This window comes from Alkalidesulfovibrio alkalitolerans DSM 16529 (assembly GCF_000422245.1).
GTDB lineage: Bacteria > Desulfobacterota > Desulfovibrionia > Desulfovibrionales > Desulfovibrionaceae > Alkalidesulfovibrio > Alkalidesulfovibrio alkalitolerans.
In genome coordinates, this window is record NZ_ATHI01000001.1 from 189,520 (window position 1) to 211,611 (window position 22,092).

The 22,092-nt window shown below is 65.8% G+C and carries 17 protein-coding genes; 6 read left to right on the forward strand and 11 right to left on the reverse strand.

Going from position 1 to position 22,092, the window contains the following annotated elements; genetic code table 11:
* Positions 1–91: 91 nt before the first annotated feature.
* On the reverse strand, positions 92–1,153 hold the full coding sequence (locus DSAT_RS00890) for an NAD(P)H-dependent flavin oxidoreductase (RefSeq protein ID WP_020885686.1): 1,062 nt from the start codon (positions 1,151–1,153) through the stop codon (positions 92–94).
* Positions 1,154–1,814: 661 nt separating this feature from the next.
* Between DSAT_RS00890 and DSAT_RS00895 the strand changes: the two genes are divergently transcribed.
* The 3 genes from DSAT_RS00895 (at position 1,815) to DSAT_RS00905 (ending at position 4,487) form a co-directional block, all read left to right on the forward strand.
* Entirely contained in the window at positions 1,815–2,036 is a 222-nt protein-coding gene (locus tag DSAT_RS00895; protein ID WP_040370423.1) for a type II toxin-antitoxin system HicB family antitoxin, read from the forward strand.
* On the forward strand, positions 2,033–2,254 hold the full coding sequence (locus tag DSAT_RS00900) for a type II toxin-antitoxin system HicA family toxin (protein WP_020885688.1): 222 nt from the start codon (positions 2,033–2,035) through the stop codon (positions 2,252–2,254). Before DSAT_RS00895 ends, DSAT_RS00900 begins: the two co-directional genes overlap by 4 nt.
* A gap of 160 nt (positions 2,255–2,414) precedes the next feature.
* The gene (locus tag DSAT_RS00905) at positions 2,415–4,487 is read left to right on the forward strand and encodes a methyl-accepting chemotaxis protein (RefSeq protein WP_020885689.1); all 2,073 of its coding nucleotides are present in this window, start codon (positions 2,415–2,417) and stop codon (positions 4,485–4,487) included.
* A gap of 496 nt (positions 4,488–4,983) precedes the next feature.
* Here DSAT_RS00905 and DSAT_RS00910 read toward each other — a convergent pair whose 3' ends face one another.
* Positions 4,984–6,261 carry an AICARFT/IMPCHase bienzyme gene (locus DSAT_RS00910; RefSeq protein WP_020885690.1) on the reverse strand — a complete coding sequence of 426 codons (1,278 nt, stop codon included), beginning with the start codon at positions 6,259–6,261 and terminating at the stop codon, positions 4,984–4,986.
* Positions 6,262–6,402: 141 nt separating this feature from the next.
* Between DSAT_RS00910 and DSAT_RS00915 the strand changes: the two genes are divergently transcribed.
* Entirely contained in the window at positions 6,403–6,741 is a 339-nt protein-coding gene (locus tag DSAT_RS00915; protein WP_152490172.1) for a hypothetical protein, read from the forward strand.
* Here the strand turns inward: DSAT_RS00915 and DSAT_RS00920 are convergent.
* Positions 6,664–8,103: a transglycosylase SLT domain-containing protein gene (locus tag DSAT_RS00920; RefSeq protein WP_020885692.1), complete on the reverse strand. Its 1,440-nt coding sequence runs from the start codon at positions 8,101–8,103 to the stop codon at positions 6,664–6,666. The two genes, DSAT_RS00915 and DSAT_RS00920, sit on opposite strands and share 78 nt — an antisense overlap.
* A gap of 132 nt (positions 8,104–8,235) precedes the next feature.
* On the opposite strand from DSAT_RS00920, the gene DSAT_RS00925 reads away from it, so the two are divergent.
* Complete coding sequence (locus DSAT_RS00925; protein WP_020885693.1) at positions 8,236–9,510, forward strand: adenylosuccinate synthase; 1,275 nt, start codon at positions 8,236–8,238, stop codon at positions 9,508–9,510.
* A 504-nt stretch (positions 9,511–10,014) separates the two neighbouring features.
* Here DSAT_RS00925 and DSAT_RS00930 read toward each other — a convergent pair.
* The 8 genes from DSAT_RS00930 to DSAT_RS00965 all read right to left on the reverse strand — a co-directional run bounded on the left by DSAT_RS00930 (position 10,015) and on the right by DSAT_RS00965 (position 20,561).
* A complete protein-coding gene (locus DSAT_RS00930) occupies positions 10,015–10,614 on the reverse strand; it encodes a class I SAM-dependent methyltransferase (protein ID WP_020885695.1) in 600 nt (199 codons plus the stop codon).
* A gap of 4 nt (positions 10,615–10,618) precedes the next feature.
* Positions 10,619–12,931 carry a DEAD/DEAH box helicase gene (locus DSAT_RS00935; RefSeq protein ID WP_020885696.1) on the reverse strand — a complete coding sequence of 771 codons (2,313 nt, stop codon included), beginning with the start codon at positions 12,929–12,931 and terminating at the stop codon, positions 10,619–10,621.
* Positions 12,932–13,287: 356 nt separating this feature from the next.
* Positions 13,288–14,394, reverse strand: coding sequence for a DUF814 domain-containing protein (locus DSAT_RS00940; protein ID WP_020885697.1), 1,107 nt, complete (start codon positions 14,392–14,394; stop codon positions 13,288–13,290).
* 74 nt (positions 14,395–14,468) lie between these two features.
* Entirely contained in the window at positions 14,469–16,895 is a 2,427-nt protein-coding gene (locus tag DSAT_RS00945; protein WP_020885698.1) for a methyl-accepting chemotaxis protein, read from the reverse strand.
* 282 nt (positions 16,896–17,177) lie between these two features.
* The gene (gene pstA, locus DSAT_RS00950) at positions 17,178–18,104 is read right to left on the reverse strand and encodes a phosphate ABC transporter permease PstA (protein ID WP_020885699.1); all 927 of its coding nucleotides are present in this window, start codon (positions 18,102–18,104) and stop codon (positions 17,178–17,180) included.
* Between the two features lie 10 nt (positions 18,105–18,114).
* On the reverse strand, positions 18,115–19,002 hold the full coding sequence (gene pstC / locus DSAT_RS00955) for a phosphate ABC transporter permease subunit PstC (protein ID WP_020885700.1): 888 nt from the start codon (positions 19,000–19,002) through the stop codon (positions 18,115–18,117).
* A 77-nt stretch (positions 19,003–19,079) separates the two neighbouring features.
* Entirely contained in the window at positions 19,080–19,889 is an 810-nt protein-coding gene (locus tag DSAT_RS00960; RefSeq protein WP_020885701.1) for a phosphate ABC transporter substrate-binding protein, read from the reverse strand.
* Positions 19,890–20,027: 138 nt separating this feature from the next.
* Positions 20,028–20,561 (reverse strand): tetratricopeptide repeat protein, encoded by a 534-nt coding sequence (locus DSAT_RS00965; RefSeq protein WP_020885702.1) that lies wholly within the window; start codon positions 20,559–20,561, stop codon positions 20,028–20,030.
* Between the two features lie 111 nt (positions 20,562–20,672).
* Between DSAT_RS00965 and DSAT_RS00970 the strand changes: the two genes are divergently transcribed.
* Positions 20,673–22,004 carry a response regulator gene (locus DSAT_RS00970; protein WP_020885703.1) on the forward strand — a complete coding sequence of 444 codons (1,332 nt, stop codon included), beginning with the start codon at positions 20,673–20,675 and terminating at the stop codon, positions 22,002–22,004.
* Positions 22,005–22,092: the final 88 nt, after the last annotated feature.

Genomic DNA, 22,092 nt, shown 5'->3' on the forward strand with positions numbered 1-22,092 from the left:
CTCGCTTCACGCTAACACAGCACTGCCCGGCGGGAAAGCCGAATCGGTATCGCCAGCCTCAAAAACCGCGCCGCGCCGCGGGCTCGGCGGGCTATTCGCCGGTCGTCAGTTCGCGCATCAGTTCGTGCACGGAGACGATCTTGTCGATGCGCCAGGCGTTCGCCCCGCAAAAGGCGAATCCGGCCTTGAGGCGGCCGCGCTGGGCGTTGGCCAGTGCCAGGCCGATGCAGTAGGGAGCCTTCTCGACGGTGCACGAGGCCAGGCAGTGGCAGTAGCAGGAGTGCGGCTTGCGCTTCCCCGCGGCCACGTCTTCGAGGAAGCTGCCGCGCAGCGCCCGGCCGGGCAGGCCGAGCGGGCTCTTGATGATCGTGATGTCCTCTTTCCCGGCCGCCACGTAGGCTTCCTTGAAGCGGATGTCGGCGTCGCACTCGTGGGTGGCAACGAAGCGCGTGCCCATCTGCACGGCCGACGCGCCGCGTGCGAGCATGCGCTTGATGTCCTCGTGGCTGTGGATGCCGCCCGCGGCGATGACGGGGATCTTCTTGCCGTGCGCTTCGCGCAGCTTTTCGGCCACGGCCAGCACGTCGTCCACGAGGTTCTCCAGGGTCACGGACTCGTCGTCCAAGGCCTCCATGCTGAAGCCCAGGTGGCCGCCCGCCAGGGGGCCTTCGACCACGAATGCGTCGGGCAGGCGGTCGTAGCGCGTCTTCCAGATGCGGGCCAAAAGCTCGGCCGCACGGCCTGAGGAGACCACCGGCACGAGCTTGGTCTTGTGCTCGGGCGAGGCGAAGGCGGGCAGATTTCGCGGCATGCCGCCGCCGGAGATGATGATGTCCACGCCCTCTTCCAGGGAGCAGGTCACCATGTCGTCGAAATTGGTCATGGAGGCCATGATGTTCACGCCCAAGACGCCTTTGGTCTTTTCACGGGCAAGGCGGATTTCCTTGCGCAGGGCGCGGATGTTGGCCTCGCGGTAGTTGGTGCTGACGTCGGGCTCGCGGAAGCCGATCATGGCGGCGGAGATGACGCCCACACCGCCCTCGTTGGCCACGGCCGAGGCCAGCCCCGAGAGCGAGATGCCCACGCCCATGCCGCCCTGGACGATGGGCACCGGGATATAAAGGCCGTCGATTTCAAAACCTTGCAAACTCATGGAATCACTGCTCCGAAAAACGATTCGCCTAGGCCTGCGCGATGGCTTGGCCTGGCGCGCTTTGTAATGACTTCGCCGACATAACGGCCCTTGAGCGGGGCCCTTTCGGCGCGAGCCCCGGCCGCAAGGACAGAGCCCGGCGGATGATGCGCAAAGACCCCCTTGCCGAGCCCTGCCCGGTCAAAGGGGGAGCCGCCGCGCGAGCGGTGTTTCGTGTCCGTCGGGCTGGCGCGTCGCGATGCGGCGCCTGCCGCGTTGATGTGTTTGAGGACGCCTGCCGATCCGGCTTTTCAGGCGCATGAACCCCCGGAAGACCACGAAACCGTCCTTCACCCGCCCCGTACCCATACGCTTGAACTGGCCCGCGCACAAGGTGTCGCTCCCCCCTAGTCCCGCCTGCGACGCGATTTTTTTTCCGGATTATTTCCTGTGCGCCCATTTGCGGTCAGATACGGCATATTTCGGCACCGCACCGGAAATAGCCTGGGAGGCGAGAGATTCAGGACATGTGCCATTCTGTGGCCGTGGCAAGGGAGCGTGGCGTCGCCGCGTGGGCGGGTCGGGGCACGGACGGCGGGGCGGCAGAAACAGATCCCGGAAGGTCGGCCGGTATGGCCGGTGACGAGTTGATTTTTTGTGGGTGGCGCGGCATGTTGACGCCATGAGTAGGAAATTCGCCGTCGTCATGGAACGCGACGAGGACGGCTTCTTCGTGGGCAGCGTGCCCGAGCTTGCCTGCTGCCACGCTCAGGGCGCCACCAGACAAGAGATGCTGGACAACCTGCGCGAAGTCGTGGCCCTGTGCCTCGAAGTCGGCGGAGAAATGGTCGCGTGCGACGCGTCGGGCGTGTGTCTGTGCGACGAGTGCGGGGCCGACCTGTGACCCGGCTCGCCACGACCACGGCCGCCCGGCTGCGAAAGGCGCTTGAGCGGCGCGGCTTTCTGCCCGTGCGGCGCAAGGGTTCGCACGTCTTCATGCGCCATCCCGACGGCCGGGGGGCGGTGGTGCCCGAGCACAGGCCCGGCGCGGACGTCGGGCGGGGACTGTTGGTCCGCATCGCGCGAGACGTGGGGCTGAGCCCGGAGGAATTGACGGCCTGAGCGGGTTTTGGTGAGGTTTTCATGTGCCAGAATCAGGACCCCAAAAAATAATTGGCCCGAATCGTTCTTCACGCCAAAGGTGGAGGGACGTATCCTGAACGCCTTTTCGGGGCGTGGGGCGGTGGAGAAGCATGGGCATGTCACAACGGGGAAGGAAGTCATGAAGAACCTGAAGCTTGGTGTCAAACTGCTGGGCGGCTTTCTGGCCGTGGCCGCCATCGTGGTCATCGTCGGTTTCATGGGCGTACGCGGCGTGAACACCGTGGACGAGCGCGCCACGGAGTTGGGCCAAGTGCACATGAAGGGCCTGGAATACGTGGACGCCATCAGCCTGGAGGTGGCAAACATCATCGCCTACATCCGTACGCTTCTGAGCCCGGCCCTGTCCGCCGAGGACAGGACCCGGCAGTACGACCAGATCGACCGTTCACGTCAGATATACCGCGAGGCCTTCAGCGCTTACGATGCCTTGCCCAAAACGCCACGCCAAGCCGAGCTGTGGGATAATTTCAAGGGGCTTATCGCACGCTCCACCGAGACCAACAACCAGATTCTCGACCTTTCGCGCAATCTCATGGCCCTGGACGTGCTCAACCCCGACGCCCTGATGGCGAACATCCAGCAGTTCAAGGGCGACCACTACGCCCTGGGCAACAACGTGGCCATGCTGCTCATGCTCGGCCGTGACTTTCCCGGCGGCGACGACCCCACGCGCTGCAACTTTGGCCGTTGGCTCGGTACCTACACCACCACCAACCAGCGTATGCAGGACATCCTGCGCCGCATCCGCGTGCCGCACGACGCCTTCCACGCGGCCGTGGCCGACCTGAAGGCCGCACGGGCCGCAGGCCGCGCCCAGGAGGCCGAGACCATCTACCGCGACCGCATGATGGCCCAGGCCGAGCAGGTCTTCTCGCATTTCGACGAGATCATCCAGGCCGTGGACCAGTCGCGCGACATCTACAACGAAATGAACACGCTGGCGCTCGGCGAGGGTCGCCGTCGCCTGGACGCCACCTTCCAAGGTGCAGGCGACTTGGCAGCCGCGACCCTGGAGGCCGGTGCGCAGGCCGTGAACGAAGCGCATGAGGCCGGAGCCACGGCGCGCACGACCATGATCTGGGGCATGGTCTTCGGCCTTGCCGCGGCCGTGATCCTGGGCATCGCGCTCACGCGGGCCATCACCGCACCTGTGCGCAAGGGCGTGGCCTTTGCCCAGTCGCTCTCGCAGGGCGACTTCACCACCCGCGTGGACATCGACCAGCGCGACGAGATCGGCGTGCTGGCCAAGGCCCTGAACGACATGGCCGATCGCATCGGTGAAGTCGTGGCCGAGGTCCGCTCGGGCTCGGAGAACGTGGCCGCGGGCAGCGAGGAGCTTTCCGCCTCGTCCGAGACGCTCTCGCAGGGCGCCACGGAGCAGGCCGCCTCGGTGGAGGAGGTCTCCTCGTCCATGGAGCAGATGGCGGCCAACATCCGCCAGAACGCGGACAACGCCCGCCAGACCGAGAAAATGGCCCTTTCCGCCGCCAAGGACGCCGAGGAGGGCGGCGCGGCCGTGGCCTCCACGGTCAAGGCCATGAAGGAGATCGCCGAGAAGATCTCCATCATCGAGGAGATCGCGCGCCAGACCAACCTTTTGGCGCTGAACGCCGCCATCGAGGCCGCGCGCGCGGGCGAGCACGGCAAGGGCTTCGCCGTGGTCGCGGCCGAGGTCAGGAAGCTGGCCGAGCGCAGCGGACAGGCCGCGGCCGAGATCAGCGAGCTTTCCGCCGCGAGCGTGGAGGTGGCGGAGAAGGCGGGCGGCATGCTGGCCCGCATCGTGCCCGACATCAAGCGCACGGCCGAGCTCGTGCAGGAGATCGCCGCCGCCAGCGCCGAGCAGGACGCGGGCGCGGAACAGGTCAACAAGGCCGTGCAGCAGCTCGACCAAGTGGTGCAGCAAAACGCCTCGGCCTCCGAGGAGATGGCCTCCACCTCCGAGGAGCTTTCGAGCCAGGCGCAGCAGTTGCAAGCCACCATGAGCTTCTTCAGGGTCCAGGAGGACGGCCACGTCCAGCGCCGCGCCCTGCCGCCCGCTGCCAAACCGCGCGCTGCCAAGCCGGCCGCGCCCGCTGCCGCCGCCCTGCCTCCGGCAGGCAAGGCCAAGGCCAAGGCCAAGACCGGCGGCGTGCGCCTGGACATGGGCGGCGGGTCTTCTGACTCCGACGACGAGGGCTTCGAACGCTACTAGCGGGCAGGCCGCTTATAAAGCACCATCTGCGGCGTTGCCGCGAAAAGCGCCGGACCCTCGCGTATTCTTTGATACGCGTCGGGCCCGGCGCTTTCTTGCGCCTTGCATCTGGCACTTTCTAAGCGGCCTGCTTGTCAAACATTGGGTTCGAATGCGCTTCGAAATCGTTTCCTGCAAAACCGACACCGGTACGGCGGTGATGGGCACCAGCTGAAAAATTGTCTGCCTGCTTCGTTGGTGGAGTTGTCTTTCAGGTGAGGCGTCAAAAACCGTGAGGGCAAGGCGCGAGAGCCGGGCAAGGTCGACGCGTATTACAATATTACCCGGAGCAGAAAATATGCAATATTTTCGTGCTCCGGGTTATAAGTACGGCCCGCCGAAGGCGGGCATGAGCGGCGAAGCCGCGGGAGCGCAAAGTTTCTGCTTTGCGCTCGTAATACGCGAGGGTTTGAGCTTTTCGCGGCAACGCGGCAGATGAGACTTTTTCACCGGTCTGCTAGTGTTTGAAGGAGCGCTGGCCCGTAAAGACCATGGCAACCTGAGGCGTGGCCTCGTTGCAGGCCGCCAGCACCTCGGTGTCGCGGATCGAGCCGCCAGGCTGGGCGATGGCCGTGACTCCGACGCCGATGGCCAGGTCCACACCGTCACGGAAGGGGAAGAAGCCGTCCGAGACGAGCACCGAGCCCGGCAAGCCGCCCTTGGCCGCCTCGGTCTCGGCCTGGATTTCGCGCAAGTGGTTCGCCGCCTCCTCGTCGCTCGCCGCCTTTTGCGTCAATTCGTAGATCGAGAGTCCGTGCTTCTTCCAGGCCAAAAGGTCGGCGTATTTGGTGTAGGCCTTGCTGATGGTGATCTGCACGCAACCCACGCGGTCCTGCTCGCCCGTGCCGATGGCCACGGTGGCCCCGTCGCGCGCGAAAATCACGGAATTGGAGGTCACGCCCGCCTCCACGGCCCAGGCGAAGAGCAGGTCCTCGGCCTCGGCCGTTGTGGGCGCGCGGCTCGTGATCGAGAGCCCGGCCTTGTCTGTGGCCTGGCCCGGCAGGAAGTCCGCGACCTCGCGGATGCGGTTTTGGAAGGAGAACTGCACGATCTGGCCGCCGTCGATGAGCGACTTGAACTCCAGGAACGGCGCGGCCGAGAGCTCGGAAAGCCGCGCGATGCCCGGAATCTGCAGGATGCGTAAGTTCTTTTTGGTCTTCAGCATGGCCAGGGCGTCGGCCTCGTAGTCCGGCGCGGCCACGACCTCGAAGTAGGCGGAATTGACGATTTCGGCCGTGGCCGCATCCAGCGTGCGGTTGACCACGATGGCCCCGCCGAAGGCCGCGATGCGGTCGGCGTAAAAGGCCTTGTGCAGGGCGTCGGCCAGGCTGTCCTGGGACCAGGCCGCGCCCGAGGGGTTGTTGTGCTTGAGGATCACGGCCGCCGGGCGGGCGGCGAGGTATTGCAGGATGTTCAGACCGTTGTCCACGTCGGTCAGGTTGATCTTGCCGGGGTGCTTGCCCGCCTGGAGCATGTGTTCCTCGGAAAGCGCTGCCACCAGCCCCTGGCCCGGTCCCCGGAAGGTCACGCCGCCAAGCGTGAGGCCGCCGCCGGTCAGCTCGTAGAGCGCGGCGGGCTGGTCCGGGTTCTCGCCGTAGCGCAGGCCGCGCTCCTCGCCGTCGATGGTCCAGGCGCGCTTGGCGTAGGTCAGCGTCTGCCCGCCCAGGGTGATGGTCATTTCGGGCGGGAAGGGGTCATCGGATATGGCGGTGTACATCGACTTCAGCGTGCTCATGGGCGGCGGGCTCCTTTTGGGTGCGATGGGGATGGCGTGGTCGGCTTCCTAACATGCGCCGGGGCGGCCATGCAAATTTGGTTTGGATGCGCCCCCGCTTTCTGCTACCCTCGTTTTGTTTGTGATCCAAGGAGGATGATGGTGGAGAAGGCACTTCTCAAGCTGGCCAAGCAGCTTGGCGCATACGACGAGGCGTCGCTGATGGAGCTGTGGGACAAATACGCCGAGCAGGTGGCGAGTTTCGAGCCCAGCAAACGTTGGGAAGAGGCCGTTCTGGCCCTGTCCATGATCCAGGGCGTGCGCTTCAAGAACCAGCTCTTCAACTACCATTGGTCCAAGAGCCGCGAATCCGCGGGAGACCATCCTGCCCCGGCCGGGGACTCGCCCACGCCCGAAAGGCCGTCAGGTCCGAGGCCAGCCGGGGGGCAGGGCCGCGGCAAAGGGGGCAAGGTGCTCCGCTTCGTTCCCCGGGAGGACTGAAAGTCCGGTCAGGATGTAGTAGAAGAGCCTGACGCGTCGCACGAAGGCTCCTGCCTGGTTGCGGCCGTTGTAGGCCGCCTCGGCGCGCCGTCCCCGCGTTTCCCATCCCAGCATCGAGAGCGCCTCATCCTCGGCCGTGCCCAGCGGTTCGAGTTGCCTGTCGGCCGTTCGCGCCAGTACCGCGCGCGTGCGGCCAAGCCCTTGGTTGTAAGCGGCCAGGGCCACGAACCAGCGGTGCCACGGCGGCAACCCCTCGTCTTCCAGGCTGTCGTAGAGAAAACGCAGATAGCGCGCTCCGGCCTCGATGCTTTCGAAGGGGTCTGTACGATCCTTCATGCCCAGGTGGTCGGCCGTTTCCTGCGAGATCTGCATCAGACCGCGCACGCCGGTGGGACTTTGGGCGTGACGGTCGAAGCGCGATTCCTGATAGATCAGGGCCGCGAGCAGCAGCGGGTCGATGCGGTTCGTCTTAGCGGCCGTGATGATGGCCTCGCGGTAGAATTGCATCTGGTCGCGGACGGTCTGCCGCAGACGGATCATCTCATAGGCGTCGTAACCCACGGGGAAGAACCCGAAGTAGAGCTCCTTCAGTTCCGCCGAAAGAGCCGTGCCGTGGTCGCGCCAGAACAGTGCCAGGGATTCGTCGTACGCCGTGTCCGTCCGCCAGTGCCAGCGCCGGAATATTCTCGCTCCCGTGCGCGCCGTGGGTTCCACTTCGGGAACGAACGGCTGCCAGAGCTGGAAGAGCCGCGCCTCGGCCACGCCGAAACGCGCCTCCGGAGATTGCAAAAGTGCCAGCATTTCGCGCATGCCAGGACTCGTGGTCATGGAGGGGCCGAAGGTGCAGCCGCGCGGTTCGAGGTATTCGTTGAGGATCGTGGGCAGGGTCTGGACGTTTTGAAGAATGAGCGGCACGTCGCAGAGTTGCTTGGGCGTCTTGAGCGGATATTTGTCTGTGGTGTTCAGGATGACGACTTCGGAGGGAGCGTAGCGCGGACCTGATCGGATGCGGTCGCCGTTCACGCCGGGCGGCGGCGAGAGCCCTGGTCCCACGAGCACGTCGGCCTTGCCGGTGCGCAACAACTCCCAGCCTTCCTCCCAGGAATCGACGAAAAGCCAGCGTGGCGTCAGACCGTTGGCGCGGCAAAACGCCTCCACCAGGTCGGTCTCCAGGCCGGGGCCGTAGGGCGAGAGGGTGGTGCGCACCATCTCGGAATGGGCCGCCGCCACGACCAGCACGCCGTCGCGCACGGCAGGGCGCTTCTCTGGCCAGACCGCGAGCAGCCAGACCTGAGCGCAGACCAGGGCGAGGACCATGGCCCAGCCGGGCCAGTCGCGTCGTAAGGAAATATGAGGATGCATGCCGGAAATCCAGTGGTCACGAGCCGTCGCGATTGACAGACGGCCTCCTTCCCATTACCGCTAATGGGCTTGCGCGCAGGCCGTTTCGCGAGGCGAAGGCGAGCGCCATATCATCCCCCAAGGGAGGAGTCAATGTCGAACACCGTGGTCATGGGCGCTCAATGGGGCGACGAGGGCAAGGGCAAGATCGTGGATATACTCACGGAACAGGCCCAGGCCATCGTTCGTTTCCAGGGCGGCAACAACGCGGGTCACACCCTCGTGGTCGAGGGCAAGAAGATCATCCTTCACCTGATCCCATCGGGCATCCTGCATCCCGGCAAGATATGCTGCATCGGCAACGGCGTGGTCCTGGACCCCGAGGTCTTCCTGCGCGAGGTGGACACCCTGCGCGAGAAAGGCGTGGACGCCTCGCCCGAGCGGCTTCTGATATCCAAGCGCACCCACCTCATCATGCCTTACCACCGCGCCTTGGACACGGCCCGCGAGGTCCACAAGGAAGGCGCCAAGATCGGCACCACGGGCCGGGGCATCGGCCCGTGCTACGAGGATAAGATGGCCCGCGTGGGCATCCGCGCCGCCGATCTGGCCGACGAGGCGCTGGTGCGCGAGAAGATCGCGGCCGCGCTCGTCGAGAAGAACGCGCTCTTCAGACTTTACGGCGTGGCCGAGATGACCGTGGACGAAGTCATGGCCTGGCTCGCGCCGCTTTCCGCGCGCATCGCGCCGCACGTCCAGGACGTGCCCGCGGTCATCGAAGGCTGCCTGACCTCGGGCAGAAACGTGCTCTTCGAGGGCGCGCAGGGAACGCATCTGGACATCGATCACGGCACCTATCCCTTCGTGACCTCGTCCAACACCGTCTCGGGTAACGCGGCCGCCGGTTCTGGCTGCGCGCCCGGCGTGCTCGGCCAGGTCGTCGCCGTGGTCAAGGCCTACACCACCCGCGTGGGCTCCGGCCCCTTCCCCACGGAACAGATGGACGCCTGCGGCGACTATCTGGTCGAGCGCGGCGCGGAGTTCGGTTCCACCACGGGCCGCCGCCGCCGCTGCGGCTGGCTCGACGCGGTGATCCTGCGCGAGTCCGTGCGCCTGAACGGCCCCACAGGCCTGGCCCTGACCAAGCTTGACGTGCTCACCGGCCTGCCGGAACTGAAGATCTGCACGGCCTACGAATACAAGGGCCAGACCCTGAGTTATCCGCCCCAGGAGCAGGACGCCCTGGCCGGGGTGACGCCGGTTTACGAGACCCTGCCCGGCTGGAGCGAGGACATCACCGCCGCGCGGAGCATGGACGAGCTTCCGGCCGCCGCGCGCGCCTACATCGAGCGCATCGAGGAGCTTCTGGGCGTTCCCGCCTCCATCGTCTCTGTGGGGCCTGGGCGCGAGCAGACCATCCTCCGCTAGCGAGGCGTGAAAAATCCGCGCTGGCTGCGTTGCTTCGAGCCGGTCAAACCCTCGCGTATTACGAGCGCAAAGCAGAGACTTTGCGCTCCCGCGGCTTCGCCGCTCATGCCCGCCTTCGGCAGGCCGTACTTATAACCCGGAGCACGAAAATATTGCATATTTTCTGCTCCGGGTAATATTGTAATACGCGTCGGTCTTGACCGGCTCTCGCGTCTTGCCTTCGCGGTTTTTGACGCCTCGCTGAAATCCACCCGCTGAAAAGACGCCATCTGCTGCGTTTGCCGCGAAAGCGCCGGACCCCGCCGGGGAGATCATCTCCCCCGGCCCCCCGGCGATTTTCGAAACCGTCTGCGACGGCTTCGGGAAAGCATGGTTCGGGGCTGATCCCGCCGCACCCAAGGTGGCATTGCCAACGATGGCTTCGGTGCGAATCCAGGGTCCAGGGAACATCGTTCCCTGGCGGTGGAGGTCTGGAGGAGGCAGCGCCTCCTCCAGAGGGCCAGGCTATGCGGTGGCGTCAAGCCGCCACAGGACAAGCGAGCCGCCGAGGAAGCCGTCGAGCGGCGTGGCCATGAGGCCTGCCTCGCGCGCCAGGGGCGGCAGGCCGCCCAGTCGCTGGTAGGCGGTGAAGCCCTGGTAGTGGTCGCGTCCGGCGATGCGTTCGGCCAGATGTACGGCCGGGCGCATGAGGCGCGGCAGCGGCGCGGCGTAGTCGGCCGCGAGCACGAGGCCATGGGCCGCGACCACGCGCGCGATGTCCTTGAGCACGGCCAGGGCCGTGGGCCGGGGCATCTCGTGCAGGGCGAGGGTGATGCAGGCGGCGTCGAAGGTGTCGGCCGCAAAGGGCATGGCCTGGGCCTGGGCCAGGACGCGGGGCAGGCTTTGCGGGGCGCGGGCGAGCATGGCGCGCGAACGGTCGAGGCCGAAGGGGACGAGGCCCGCGCGGGCCATGAACCGCATCTGGCCGCCCGTGCCCGCGCAGCAATCGAGCACCCGGCGCGCGCCGTGGTCCGAAAGAAGGCGGGCCGCCGCGCGCCGAAGCGGCGCGAGCGGCGGCCCGAGCAAAGGTTCGTAGATCGGAGCTATGGCCCGGTAGTGGTCCATGGCCTCATTCGTCGTCGTCCAGATCGTCCAGGGAGCCGCCGAAGGCCGCGCCTTCCCATGGATTGCGGGGCTTGACGGCCGGGGCGGCGGTCTTCTTGGCCGGGGCTTGCGCCTTCTTGGCGGGCGCGGCCTTGGGCTTGGGCTTGCTCTCGGCCGCCGTGGGCGCGGGGCCTTGGGCCTCGGCCGTCTCGGCGGCAGCGGGTTCGACGGCCGCCTTGGCCTTGGCGGTCCGGCTGCGCGCGGGCTTCTTGGCCGGGGCGGGCTTTTCGGGCGCAGCAACTTCCGCCGACTCGGGAGCTTCGGAATCCTTGGATGTTTCGGCAGCCGTGGCGGTCTTCTTGGCCGTGGCGCTCTTGGCCCGGCTTGGGCGCTTGCGCGCGGGCTTTGCGGCCTCGGTCTCCTCGACGGTCGCTTCAGGCACGGTTTCGGCCTCGGCCGCAGCCTTCTGGGGTTTCGCGGGTTTCGCGCCGCGCTTTTCGGAAGGCGTGGCAGCGGGCTTGGCCGTCTCGGCGACCGGTACCTCGACCGTGGGCGCGGGGCTCTCGGCCTGACCGGGCTCGGCCTGCGCGGCCTGCGTTTGGCCGTTCTGCGTCTGGCCGTTCTGCGTCTGACCGTTTTGCTGTTGGCCGTTCACGGTCGCGCCGTTGGCGCCGGGCTTTTTGCGGCGGCGGCGACGGCGGCGCTTCTTGGGCGCGGCCTCGCCCGCGACGGCTTCGCTCGGGGAGTTCTCGGCCGCCTTGGGGGCCTCGGGCTTTTCCGCGCTGGGAGCGGTCTCCGTGTTGCGGTCGCGGTCGCGCCTGGCTTCGCGCTTGTCATCCCGCTTGTCGTCGCGCTTGTCGTCGCGCCGGGCGTCCCGTCTGTCGTCGCGACGCGGTTCGCGCCTTTCGTCCCGCCTTTCGTCCCGCCGCTCATCGCGCCTGGGCTCGCGGCGCGGCTCCTGGCCATCGGGCTGGGCAGGCGGAGCGTGCAGGCTGTGCTGGTAGATTTCGTCCAGGAGCATGGCCAAAAGCGGCAGTTCCTCCGCGTTTTCGGCCAGTTGCTGGGCCAGGGGCATGGTCCGGCGCATGCGCTCCAGGGCCAGCGGCTTCATGGCCCGAAGCCGGGCCTCCAAAATGGCCGTGGTGCGCTCGGCGACCACGGCGGCCACGTCCTCGTCCGTGGGCAGCGGCCGCTTCTCGAAATTGATTTTGTACAGGCGCGCGATGCGCTCAAGCTGCACGGCCTCCATGGTGTCCACGAGGCTCACGGCCTCGCCCACGGCCCCGGCGCGGCCGGTGCGGCCCGCGCGGTGGATGTAGGACTCGGGGTCTTCGGGCGGCTCGTAAAGCACCACGTGCGAGAGGTCCGGGATGTCGATGCCGCGCGCGGCCACGTCCGTGGCCACGAGGAAGCGCACCTCGCCCCGGCGCAGGCGTTCGAGGATCTGTTCGCGCTTGGCCTGGGTCAGGTCGGCCGAGAGTTCGTCCGCGTTGTAGCCGAAGTTCTGGAGCACCTGCGAGAGGTAGTGAACCTGGCTCTTGGTGTTGCAGAAGATGAAGCACGAGGCCGGGTTCAGTACCTCGATGATGCGTATCAGCCCCCGGTCCTTTTGCATGCGCGGCACTTCGTAGGCCGCGTGCGTGACCTCGGCCACGTGCACGCTGCTCGACGAGAGCGAGAGCATCTGCGGCTCGCGCATGAATTCCTTGGCCAGGCGCAGCACCTGGGGCGGGAAAGTGGCCGAGAACATGAGCATGCCCACGTGGCGCTTGGGCAGGTAGCGCTGCACGGCCTTCATGTCCGGGTAGAAGCCGATGGAGAGCATCCGGTCGGCCTCGTCGAAGACCAGGAACTTCAGGTGCTCCAGGGTGAAGGTGCGCTTGAGCAGGTGGTCGAGCACGCGGCCGGGCGTGCCGATGACGATCTGCGCGCCTTGCTTCAAGGCATCGACCTGCGCGCCGTAGCCCACGCCGCCGTAGACCGCGACCACCTTGGGGCCGTCGGGTCCGGCCAGTATCTCGGCCTCGCGCGCCACCTGGCGGGCCAGTTCGCGCGTGGGCGCGAGCACCAGCGCCTGGCAGACGTTGGCGTTGGGATCAACCTTGTCCAGGATGGGCAGCACGAACGCGCCGGTCTTGCCCGATCCGGTGCGCGACTGGACCATGAGGTCGCGGCCCGCGAGCAGGTAAGGCAGGGATTTGGCCTGCACGGGCATGAGCTTTGTCCAGCCCGCGCGGCCGCAGGCGTCCCTGAGCGCCTGGGGGATTTCGTCGAAGGAGGTTTCGGGAAGCGAATCCTCTGGCTCCTCGACCTGCAAAACGTCTGTCGAATCTGTCATTTCGCCTGCTCCGGCGGGATGGTCAGCCTTCTCGCGGCGCGTGGGCCGTGTCGAACGGCCGGGCGCGATGCTTCGCGAGAGGCGCGCGGCCGAAGACTCGGCCTGACCGTCCCGATTGCTGAATGTTGCGGAGTGACGCGGGTGTGGAGCAGGGAGGAGGAAGGGAATCTTCCGTGAAAGGTTCGCTTCATCCTCCCTGCGAGAGATGTTCCCGGCGCATCTCCGAAGGGCCCTTCGCGTTCGCGGCCGGGGCGGCGCGCCATGCAGGACGATTCCTGGGCGCGGCCGTCCGCCGGTCATGCCGCGTACGGGGTTGTCAAGCAATCACAGAGCCGCGCGGCAATGTCAAGCAATCATCATGCCACAGGCGCTCGTTCTTTCTTCCAGGCCTCTGCCTCGGCCCAGGTTGGCTCGCGCCAGTTCGCGGGCGTGTTCCTGGAGGGCGAGACCTCGATGACGCGGGTTTGGCCGCCGCGCGTCACGTCTACTCGCACCGGGCCGCCCGCGCGCCGCGCCTTGGGCGAGTAGGAGGCCGCGAAGGCGGCCGCGTCCGCGACCAAGGCGTCTTCTTGCACGGTTCCCCGCGCATCCGGGTGCAGCCTGAGCACGGCCAGGGGGCTTGGCAACTCGCTCAGATCGAGAACGATGTCGTCCTCGCGCACGAGCGCGGCCAGCCGCTCGTTATCGGCTTGGTCGCGGCCCACGGCCAGCCAGTGCGGCCCGGACCAGAACTGGCGACCGGTGTTGGCCAGCAGGAAATCGTGCGCCGAGGGGCTTGGCCGGTGGCGAAATATCGGTGCGTAGCGGGCGCTTGGCTCCTTTTCGGTCAGGCGGCAGCCGCCCCCCGGGGTGGGGATCTCGGTGATGCCCATCTCCGCGGCCAGGGCGAGCTGCTTGGCGCGGCCGCGCCCGGCCGCGTTCAGAAGGCGCGAGCGGTCCACGAGCCCGGACTCCTCCATGGGCGTGGGTTCGAGCACCAGGGCCGAGAGCGGCCGAAGCAGCAGGTTCTTCACGTCCGCGTCGCGGCGGATCGCGTTCAGCGCGTCGCGGCGTTGCGACATGGGCCGCTGCCCCACGACCTCGCCCGAGACGAGGAAGCGCGCGCCGTGCTGCGCGAGCAGGGTCTTGGCGTGGGCGAGCATCAGTATCTTGCAGTCCACGCAGGGGTTGAGCGCGCTGCCCAGGCCGTGCGCCGGGCCGCGTTCGAGCATGCGCACGTAGGCCTCGCCCACGTCCACGGGCACGACATCGACGCCATAGGTGGCGCGCCAGTGGTCGAGCAGATGCGGCTTGCCGAAGAAGGGTGAGACGAAGTGCAGCCCAAGGACGCGAAGCCCCTGGCGCTGGATGAGTTTGTGGGCCAGGAGCGAGTCCAGGCCGCCGGAGAAAAGGGACAGGGCGTCGTAGCGTTCGTTCATGATCCAGGCAGGGTAGCGCGAGCGAGCCCGGACCGCAACGCGCATCCACGAGCAAGCCGGTCCTGGCGCGTGCGGCCAGAACCGGCTTGCCAATGGGCTAATCGCTGCGGCGAAGGCGTTTAGGCGGCGAGGTTCGACATGAGGCGCTGCAGATCTTCGGCCTGCTTGGCCAGATGGTCGATGGCGCTGCTCGATTCGTGCATCTCCGAACTGGTGGCGTCGGCGATGTGCCGGACCTCCTCCATGCTCTTGCTGATCTGCTCGTGCGCGGACGACTGCTCCTCGGAGGCCCCCGCGATCTCGGCCACCCTGGCGGCGGTGCTTTCGGCCAGGGCGACGATCTGGGACAGGGAATCGTTGGATTGCGCGACGAGGCCGGTGGCCTCCTCCACGGCCCGAACGGCCTGGGAGGTGATGTCGAGGTTGCCGTGCGCGGCGGTCTGGATCGCCTTGACCGCAACGGAAACCTCGCTCGTGGCGCTCATTGTCTTCTCGGCGAGCTTTCTCACCTCATCCGCGACCACGGCGAATCCCCTCCCGGCGTCGCCCGCCCTGGCGGCCTCAATGGCCGCGTTCAGCGCCAGAAGATTCGTCTGGTCCGCGATGTCCGAGATGACCCCGATGATCGAGCCGATGCCCTCGGCCCGTTTGTCGAGGTCGCGCATGTCCTGCTCCAGGCGTTGCGAGTAGGTCCGCAGACGCTCCATGGCCTGGCTCGATCCCGCGATGATTTTCGCGCCTTCCAGGGCCTTGCCGCGCGAATCGTCGGCGCTCTTGGCGGCCTTGGCGGCGTTATGGGCGACGGCCGTGAGGGTGGCGTTCATCTGCTGCATGGCCACGGAGGTTTCGTGGATGCGGTCGTTTTGGCGTTTTGCGCCGTCCGTGACCTGGGCCACCCGGCTCTTGATCTGTCGGGAGTCGGTGAACAGGTACTTGGAGATGGATTCGACCTCGCGCGCAAGCTGGGCCATGATCTCGTGCTGTTCGCGGATGCGGGCTTCCTGGGCCTTGACGTCGGTGAGGTCGGTGATGAGGACGAAAGCGCCCGTGGGATTGCCGTCCAGGTCCCGCAGCGGAGCCGCATCCATGCGCACCTGGCGGAGCGTTCCCTGGCAGGCGGTGATGTCGTGCTCCACGTTTCGCACGCTGCCGCCCTGTTCGATGCAGCGCCCGGCCAGACCGCGGGGCAGCCCGCAACGGCCGAACACCGTGTCCGCGTCCTGCCCCAGGAGCGTCTCGGGCTGCGCCCTTTCCTCGAGCAGTTCGAGCAGCGGGGCGTTGACGAAGGTGATGCGGTTGTCGAGGTCCGTGACGTAGCAAGGTATTGTCATGCCGCGCAAAATGCCGTCCGAAAAGCCGAGCTTCTGCTTCAGTTCCGAAACCATCGCCTGCATGTGTCCGGCGAGGTCGCCCATTTCGGCGCGGTATCGGCCCTGCAACCGGGTGCCGAGATTGCCGTTTGTGATGTCGCGCAGGTAGGCGATCATGGAGTCCAGGGGGCGGGCAAGCTCGCGGCGGACAACGAACCAAGAGAGCGCGACCACGGAGACGGCCGTGAGCAGACCCAGGATCAGGGCGGCCAGGCGAAGGTCGTCCACCGCCTTGAAGGCTTCCTCCTCGTTGATCTCGGCCAGCAGCGCGTAGGTCACGTCGCCGACCGCGATGGGCGCGTACGCGCTCAAAACGTTCATCCCGAGATGGTTCTGCAGGACGAGCGCGCCCGACTCCCCTCGCAAGGCGGCCCGGGCGGAACCGGTCTCGATGCGGTTGACCCTGGGGTTGGCGAAGGACGCCGTCACGGTGAACCGGTCGGGAGACAGCGTGGAGTCCGAGCGCATCAGGAAATCCGGGCCCACGAGCAGCGTCTCCCCGGTTTCGCCCATGCCCGAGCGCAGGGCCATGAGCGAATTGATTCGGGCTTGCGAGAGGCGAAGGGCGGCGACTCCCTCGATGGCGGTGTGGCTGTGGTTCCAGACCGGAGTGGCGACGAACGCTGCAGGCGCGCCGCCCAGAATGGGATAGGGCTCGAAATCGATGAACACGGTTTTGCCGCTCATGGCCTCCTTCCAGGCGCGGGCCAGGTTGGTGCCGCTTAGGACCGGCCCTTTCATGTTGTAGCCGAGTTCTCCGCCCTGAAGGGCCGAGATAAGCACCCATCCGTAGTCGTCGATGAGCATGGCGTCTTCGTAGCCGAGTATCTCGACCATGGGGTCGAAGGCATCGCGCACGTTGGCGGCGGAAAATGCGTAGTCTTCGCTTGCGATGTCGAACCGGTTCTGTTCGTTGACGCCGTAGGCCTTGTCGCGCAGGAAGCCCAGGGAGTGGTAGACGCCTTTGTTGGTGCCGAAGAGCCGGACTTCCTTGAGCCAGACGTCGATCAACCCCTCCAGGGCGTTCGCCCGCGCGTCCCTGGCGGCGACGAGTTGGCGCCAAGCCTGCTGTTCGAGTTCCGTGCTGGCGACGTTGACGGCGTAAACCCCGATGAGCGTCAGGGGAACGAGGCCGATGCACAAGCAAAAGGAGATGAGTTTCGATTTGAGTGTCATGGGCTGATCCTTTCAGAAAACGTTGCCGCATTTGCCTTCGTGAATACAGGCTTGTGCATGCAGGCTGGCGGTAAAAGATCCATAACGACGGCGTGTTGTGAGGGCATGGAATTCGTGTGGAGAATAGGTTACGGCGCGCGACCGGCCGTTTGTCCAACCGTCCATGGAGGAGCGCGCAAGCCCCGCACCGCCACGTGATGCGACCCGAAGCCGCCGGGTATCGAGGCTTCGGGTCGCATCGGAGGTGAGCAAGGAGGCACGAGGCCTGACCTGGAGGGTCCGTTAATGCTTCTTCTGGAGCCTGGCGCGCAGCCAGATGGCGAAGATGTTCATGCTGAAGACCAGGCCGATGAGCACCAGGGCGGTGCCGTACTGCTTGGGCCGCGTCAGTTCAATGTTCGTCCCGGCCGTGGCCAGCACGTAGATGTGGTAGGGCAGGGCCATGACCGGATCGAAGATGCTCTGCGGCAGCACGGGGGTGAAGAAGACGGCCGCGGTGAACATGATGGCCGCGGTTTCGCCGGCTGCCCGGCTGATGCCCAGGATCGAGCCCGTGAGCATGCCCGGCAGGGCCGCGGGCAGGACCACGCGGGTGATCGTCTGGAAGCGGGTCGCGCCGAGCGCCAGGGACGCCTCGCGGTAGGTCTGGGGCACGGCGAGCAGGGCTTCCTTGGATGCGCCGATGATGACCGGCAGGGTCAGAAAGCCGAGGGTCAGGATGCCTGAGAGGACCGAGACTCCCATGCCCAGCACGATGACGAAGAACGAAAGGCCGAAGAGGCCGAAGACCACCGAGGGGACGCCGGCCAAGTTGTTGATGCCCAGCTTGATGATGCGGACGGCTCGCTGGGCCTTGGCGTACTCGTTCAGGTAGATGGCCGTGGCGACGCCGAGCGGAAAGGCGACGAGCATGGAGCCAAGGCCGAGAATGACCGTGCCGACGATGCAAGGCAGGATACCCCCTTCCGTCATGGCCCTGCGGGGCGCTTCGGAAAGGAAGGACCAGTTGATCGCGGGAAGGCCGTTGTAGATCAGAAACCAGAAGATGATCAGCAGCGCCAGGGCGTTGATGGCCGCGGCGATGCGGAAGCTCGTGAAGAAGAGGGTCTGGACCAGATGGCGCTTCCCCCCGGTCCTGTGCAGGAAACCGCGCCTCGCGGGCGTCTGCTCGGCGGAATCTTCGATCATGAGTTGCGAGTTCTGGGACATCTCCGGCTCCTTACAGGGTGGCGGACCCGATCTGCTTGTTCTTTTCGGCGATGTAGTCGGCCACGATGTTGAAGACCAGGGTCAGCACGAAGAGGACGATGCCGATGGCGAACAGGGCGTGGTAGTGGTCGGAGCCGAAGGGGGTTTCGCCCATCTCGGCCGCGATGGATGCGGGCATGGGGCGCACGGGATCGAAGATCGAGGTCGGGAATCCGGCCGCGCCGCCCGCGACCATGAGCACCACCATGGTTTCGCCGATGGCCCGCGACATGCCGAGGATCGTGGCCGTGCAGATTCCGGTGATGCTTGCCGGGACGATGACCCGGTAGATGGTCTGCCAGTGCGTCGCGCCAAGGGCGAGGGAGGCCTCTTTGAGTTCCCTGGGAACTGAGTAGATGGCGTCCTCGGAAATGGAGCAGATCGTCGGGACGGACATGAAGGCGAGCATCAGCGCCGCGTTGAAGAGGTTGTAGCCGACCCAGACGTTGAGCGTGTCTTGCAGAAAGGGGGCCACGACGACCATGCCGAAGAAGCCGATAACGACCGACGGCAGCGCGGCCAGGAGCTCGATGATGGGCTTCAGGAAGCCGCGCAGCCGCGGAGAGGCGATTTCGGCCAGGTAGATGGCGGTCATGACTCCAAGCGGGATGGCGATGAGCGATGAGAGCAAGGTCACGGAGATCGAGGCCACGATGAGGGGCAGGATGCCGAAGGATGGCGGATCGTAGGTCGGATACCAGTACGAGCCGAACAGGAAGCCCGTCACGCTGGCGGTCTCGAAAAGCGGCAATCCTTCCCTGAAGAGGAAGAAGCAGATCAGCGCCAGGATGAGGATCGACACCAGCGCGATGGTGAAGAACGTGCTGTGTATCAGCTTTTCGATGGTCTCTCTGCGCATGCGGCCTCTCTTATGCCTTGAACGGATGGCGGCTCCCCGGCCGTCTGGCCGGGGAGCCGCGCGTTGCTCGCGAATGATTACGGCAGGGGAACGAAGCCGGCTTCCTTGACGAACAGCTTGCCCTTGGGGCCGAGCAGGTAGTCGACGAACTTCTTCAGCACGCCGGTGGGCTCGCCGTTGGTGTACAGGTACAGGTCGCGGGAGACGGGGTAGCTGCCGTCCAGGGCGGTGGCTGCGGAAGGCGTGACACCGTTGACCTTCAGGGCGCGGACGCTGTCGTTGACGTAGCCCAGGCCGTCGTAGGAGATGGCGAAGCGGTTGCCGGCCACGGACTGGAGCACCGCGCCGGAAGAGGCCTGCATCAGGGCCGTGGGGGAGACCTTCTCCTTTTGCAGGATGAAGTGCTGCCACGTCTCGAAGGTGCCCGAGGAGGAGTCGCGGGAGATGACCGCGATCCTGCCGGCGTCGCCGCCGACGTCCTTCCAATCGGTGATCTTGCCGGAGAAGATGCCCTGCAGCTGCTCGACGGTCAGGTTCTCGATCTTGCTGCTCGGGTGGACGATGGCCGCCACGGCGTCCTTGGCGACGACGAATTCCTTGGGGGTGACGCCACGGGTCTTGGCGAGGTCGATTTCGTTCTCCTTGATGGAGCGCGAAGACATGGCGAGGTCCGTGGTGCTGTCGATGATGGCCTTGATGCCCTCGCCCGAACCACCGCCGGAGAGGTCGATGCGCACGCCGGGGTTCTCGGCCATGAAGCCTTCGACCGCCAGCTGCATGATCGGCAGCACCGTGGTCGAACCCTTGATGGTGATGGTGTTGGCCCAGGCGGAACCGCACAGGGCGAGAGTCAACAGCGAAGCAAGAAGGCCGATCCTGATCTTCATGTAAATCCTCCTCAAACATGGGTTATGAGCCATTTGCGAGTCTGAGGAGTATTTTTGTCATGTGACGAATCTGTTACGGCCGTTGAGATATTCCGTGACGACTGCTTTTCGGTTCGAAAACTCCCTTCCGGCCCCTTTTCAGGCCGTATCCGCCACGCTTTTGCGATCCGCCTCCAGGGCGTTCTCCACGGCGCGCGCCACCTCGCCCGAGTCCACCTCGTGCCCCTCCTCGATGCAGGCGCATTGCAGGTTCACCTCGCGCATCAGGGCCACCCGGCCGGGATCGAAGTAGGCCTTCCAGGCGGCCAGGGTCTTGTCCAGCTCGCCGCGTCGGGCATGGGTCAGCCCCAGGTAAAGGCTGGCCAGGTTGTGGGGGCGCTTGCGTAAGACGGCCTTCAGTTCGGTCATGGCCTGGGTGTGTTTCTCCAGGCGATAGAAGCAAATGCCCACGCGAACCCGGGCCTCGTCGTTCAGCGGCGAGGTCGAAAGCGAGTCGCGATACGCCTCCAGCGCCTCACTCCATTTGCCCTGGGCAAAGACCTCGTCCGCCTTGGCCAGGCCCGAGTCCAGGCCCGTGGGCGCGGTCTCGGCGCGATCCCGGCCGCGGATGCGGTCCATGAATCCGAAGAGGAGTTCGCGGCGGCTGAAGGGTTCGGGTTTCTTGGCGGTCATGGGCGGCGCTCCGTGTTCAGCATGTTCATTGTTATAGTTGACAATCAACTTTGGTTCGCGAAATAGAAAGAAGGCGCTTCAGGCCCCCCAACAATACGTCCGGATCGAATCATGAGCAACGGCAAGAATTTCGATGAAATCGTCAGGAACTTCGTGCTCCAGGAGCGCGGGCATTTCGTGGCCGTGTCCCAGGACGGCGCGTTTCTGAAAATATTCCGCAGCGCGGTGCAGAAGATCCTGGCCTTGCCGCCTGACTCCCTGGAGAGCTTCGCCGAAAAGGCTCCGGCCCAGCGGCACATCGGCCAAGTATACAAGGATGGCAGAAAGCCGCTCCTGCTCATCGAGCGCGAACTCGACGGCGTGCTCGCGGTGGAGTTCATCTCTTATCTGCGCGTGGACTATCCGGACATCCCTATCATCGTCCTGACCACGGAGATCGAGCGCGACGGCTTGGTACTCCTGCATGAGATGGGCGTCTCCAACTTCATCACCAAGCCCATCTCCGTGAACGGGATGATCGAGAAGGTGGCCTTCACCATCAAGCCGCCCTCGCGCATGGGCGAACTCATCGACAAGGGCAAGCAACTCGTGCGCGACCGTCAGTACGACAAGGCCCTGACGCTGGCGGACAAGGTGCTGGAACTCAAGGCGCAGAGTCCGGCCGGGCTCATGCTGCGCGGCGACGCCCTGAAGGGCCTGGGCCGGGGGGCCGAGGCCCTTTCCGCCTACGAGGAGGCCGCTCGCGGCGGCCCCATGTATCTGGAGCCGATTAAGAAGCTGGCCCAGTTCCACGCCGAACAGGGCGACAAGGCCGCCTCGCTCAAGTACCTAGAACAACTGGACAAGCTCTCGCCGTTGAATATCGACCGCAAGGTGGAGATCGGCGGAATCCATATCAGCATGGGCAAGGCGGCCCGGGCCAAGATCTATTTCGACACCGCCGGAAAGCTGGCCACGCGCCAGTCCATGACCAAGGTCTCCAACATCTACAAGGGCATCGCCGAGATGTGCCTGAAGAACGCGCCCGAGTTGGCCGAGGTCTATCTGCGCCAGAGTCTGGAAGCGCGGCACGGCGTGCTCGACGCCTCGGATCTTGGCACCTTCAACAGCCTTGGCATCGCGCTGCGCCAGCAGGGCAAGTGGGAAGATGCCATCAAGGAATATAAGAAGGCCTTGAAGATCGCGCCCGAGGACGAGAACCTGCACTACAACGTGGCCATGGCCTACATGGACGGCAAGAATCCCGAGAAGGCGGCCTCGTGGTTGGACAAGGCGTTGCGCATCAACCCCAAGATGGGCGGGAGCAGCGCGGCGATCTCCTGCAACATCGGACACATCTACTTTCTTGCGGGTCGCGCGCACAAGGCGCGGGAGCGGCTGCAGCGCGTGCTGGAGATCGACCCGGACAACGCGCGGGCCAAGGACATTCTGGCAAAATTATAGCAGACGGCAGACGCTGAAAAAGAGCCATCTGCGGCGTTGCCGAAAGCGCCGGGGCCGACGTGTATCAGAAATACACGTCGGCCCCGGC

Excerpts from the sequence above, each read along its gene's own strand:
- DSAT_RS00935 (WP_020885696.1), bottom strand. The coding sequence starts at position 12,931 with ATGACAGATTCGACAGACGTTTTGCAGGTCGAGGAGCCAGAGGATTCG.
- DSAT_RS00910 (WP_020885690.1), bottom strand. The coding sequence starts at position 6,261 with ATGAGCACGCTGAAGTCGATGTACACCGCCATATCCGATGACCCCTTC.
- pstC (WP_020885700.1), bottom strand. The coding sequence starts at position 19,002 with ATGCGCAGAGAGACCATCGAAAAGCTGATACACAGCACGTTCTTCACC.
- DSAT_RS00890 (WP_020885686.1), bottom strand. The coding sequence starts at position 1,153 with ATGAGTTTGCAAGGTTTTGAAATCGACGGCCTTTATATCCCGGTGCCC.
- DSAT_RS00945 (WP_020885698.1), bottom strand. The coding sequence starts at position 16,895 with ATGACACTCAAATCGAAACTCATCTCCTTTTGCTTGTGCATCGGCCTC.
- DSAT_RS00940 (WP_020885697.1), bottom strand. The coding sequence starts at position 14,394 with ATGCGCGTTGCGGTCCGGGCTCGCTCGCGCTACCCTGCCTGGATCATG.
- DSAT_RS00925 (WP_020885693.1), top strand. The coding sequence starts at position 8,236 with ATGTCGAACACCGTGGTCATGGGCGCTCAATGGGGCGACGAGGGCAAG.
- DSAT_RS00905 (WP_020885689.1), top strand. The coding sequence starts at position 2,415 with ATGAAGAACCTGAAGCTTGGTGTCAAACTGCTGGGCGGCTTTCTGGCC.
- DSAT_RS00920 (WP_020885692.1), bottom strand. The coding sequence starts at position 8,103 with ATGCATCCTCATATTTCCTTACGACGCGACTGGCCCGGCTGGGCCATG.
- DSAT_RS00895 (WP_040370423.1), top strand. The coding sequence starts at position 1,815 with ATGAGTAGGAAATTCGCCGTCGTCATGGAACGCGACGAGGACGGCTTC.
- pstA (WP_020885699.1), bottom strand. The coding sequence starts at position 18,104 with ATGTCCCAGAACTCGCAACTCATGATCGAAGATTCCGCCGAGCAGACG.
- DSAT_RS00960 (WP_020885701.1), bottom strand. The coding sequence starts at position 19,889 with ATGAAGATCAGGATCGGCCTTCTTGCTTCGCTGTTGACTCTCGCCCTG.
- DSAT_RS00965 (WP_020885702.1), bottom strand. The coding sequence starts at position 20,561 with ATGACCGCCAAGAAACCCGAACCCTTCAGCCGCCGCGAACTCCTCTTC.
- DSAT_RS00970 (WP_020885703.1), top strand. The coding sequence starts at position 20,673 with ATGAGCAACGGCAAGAATTTCGATGAAATCGTCAGGAACTTCGTGCTC.
- DSAT_RS00930 (WP_020885695.1), bottom strand. The coding sequence starts at position 10,614 with ATGGACCACTACCGGGCCATAGCTCCGATCTACGAACCTTTGCTCGGG.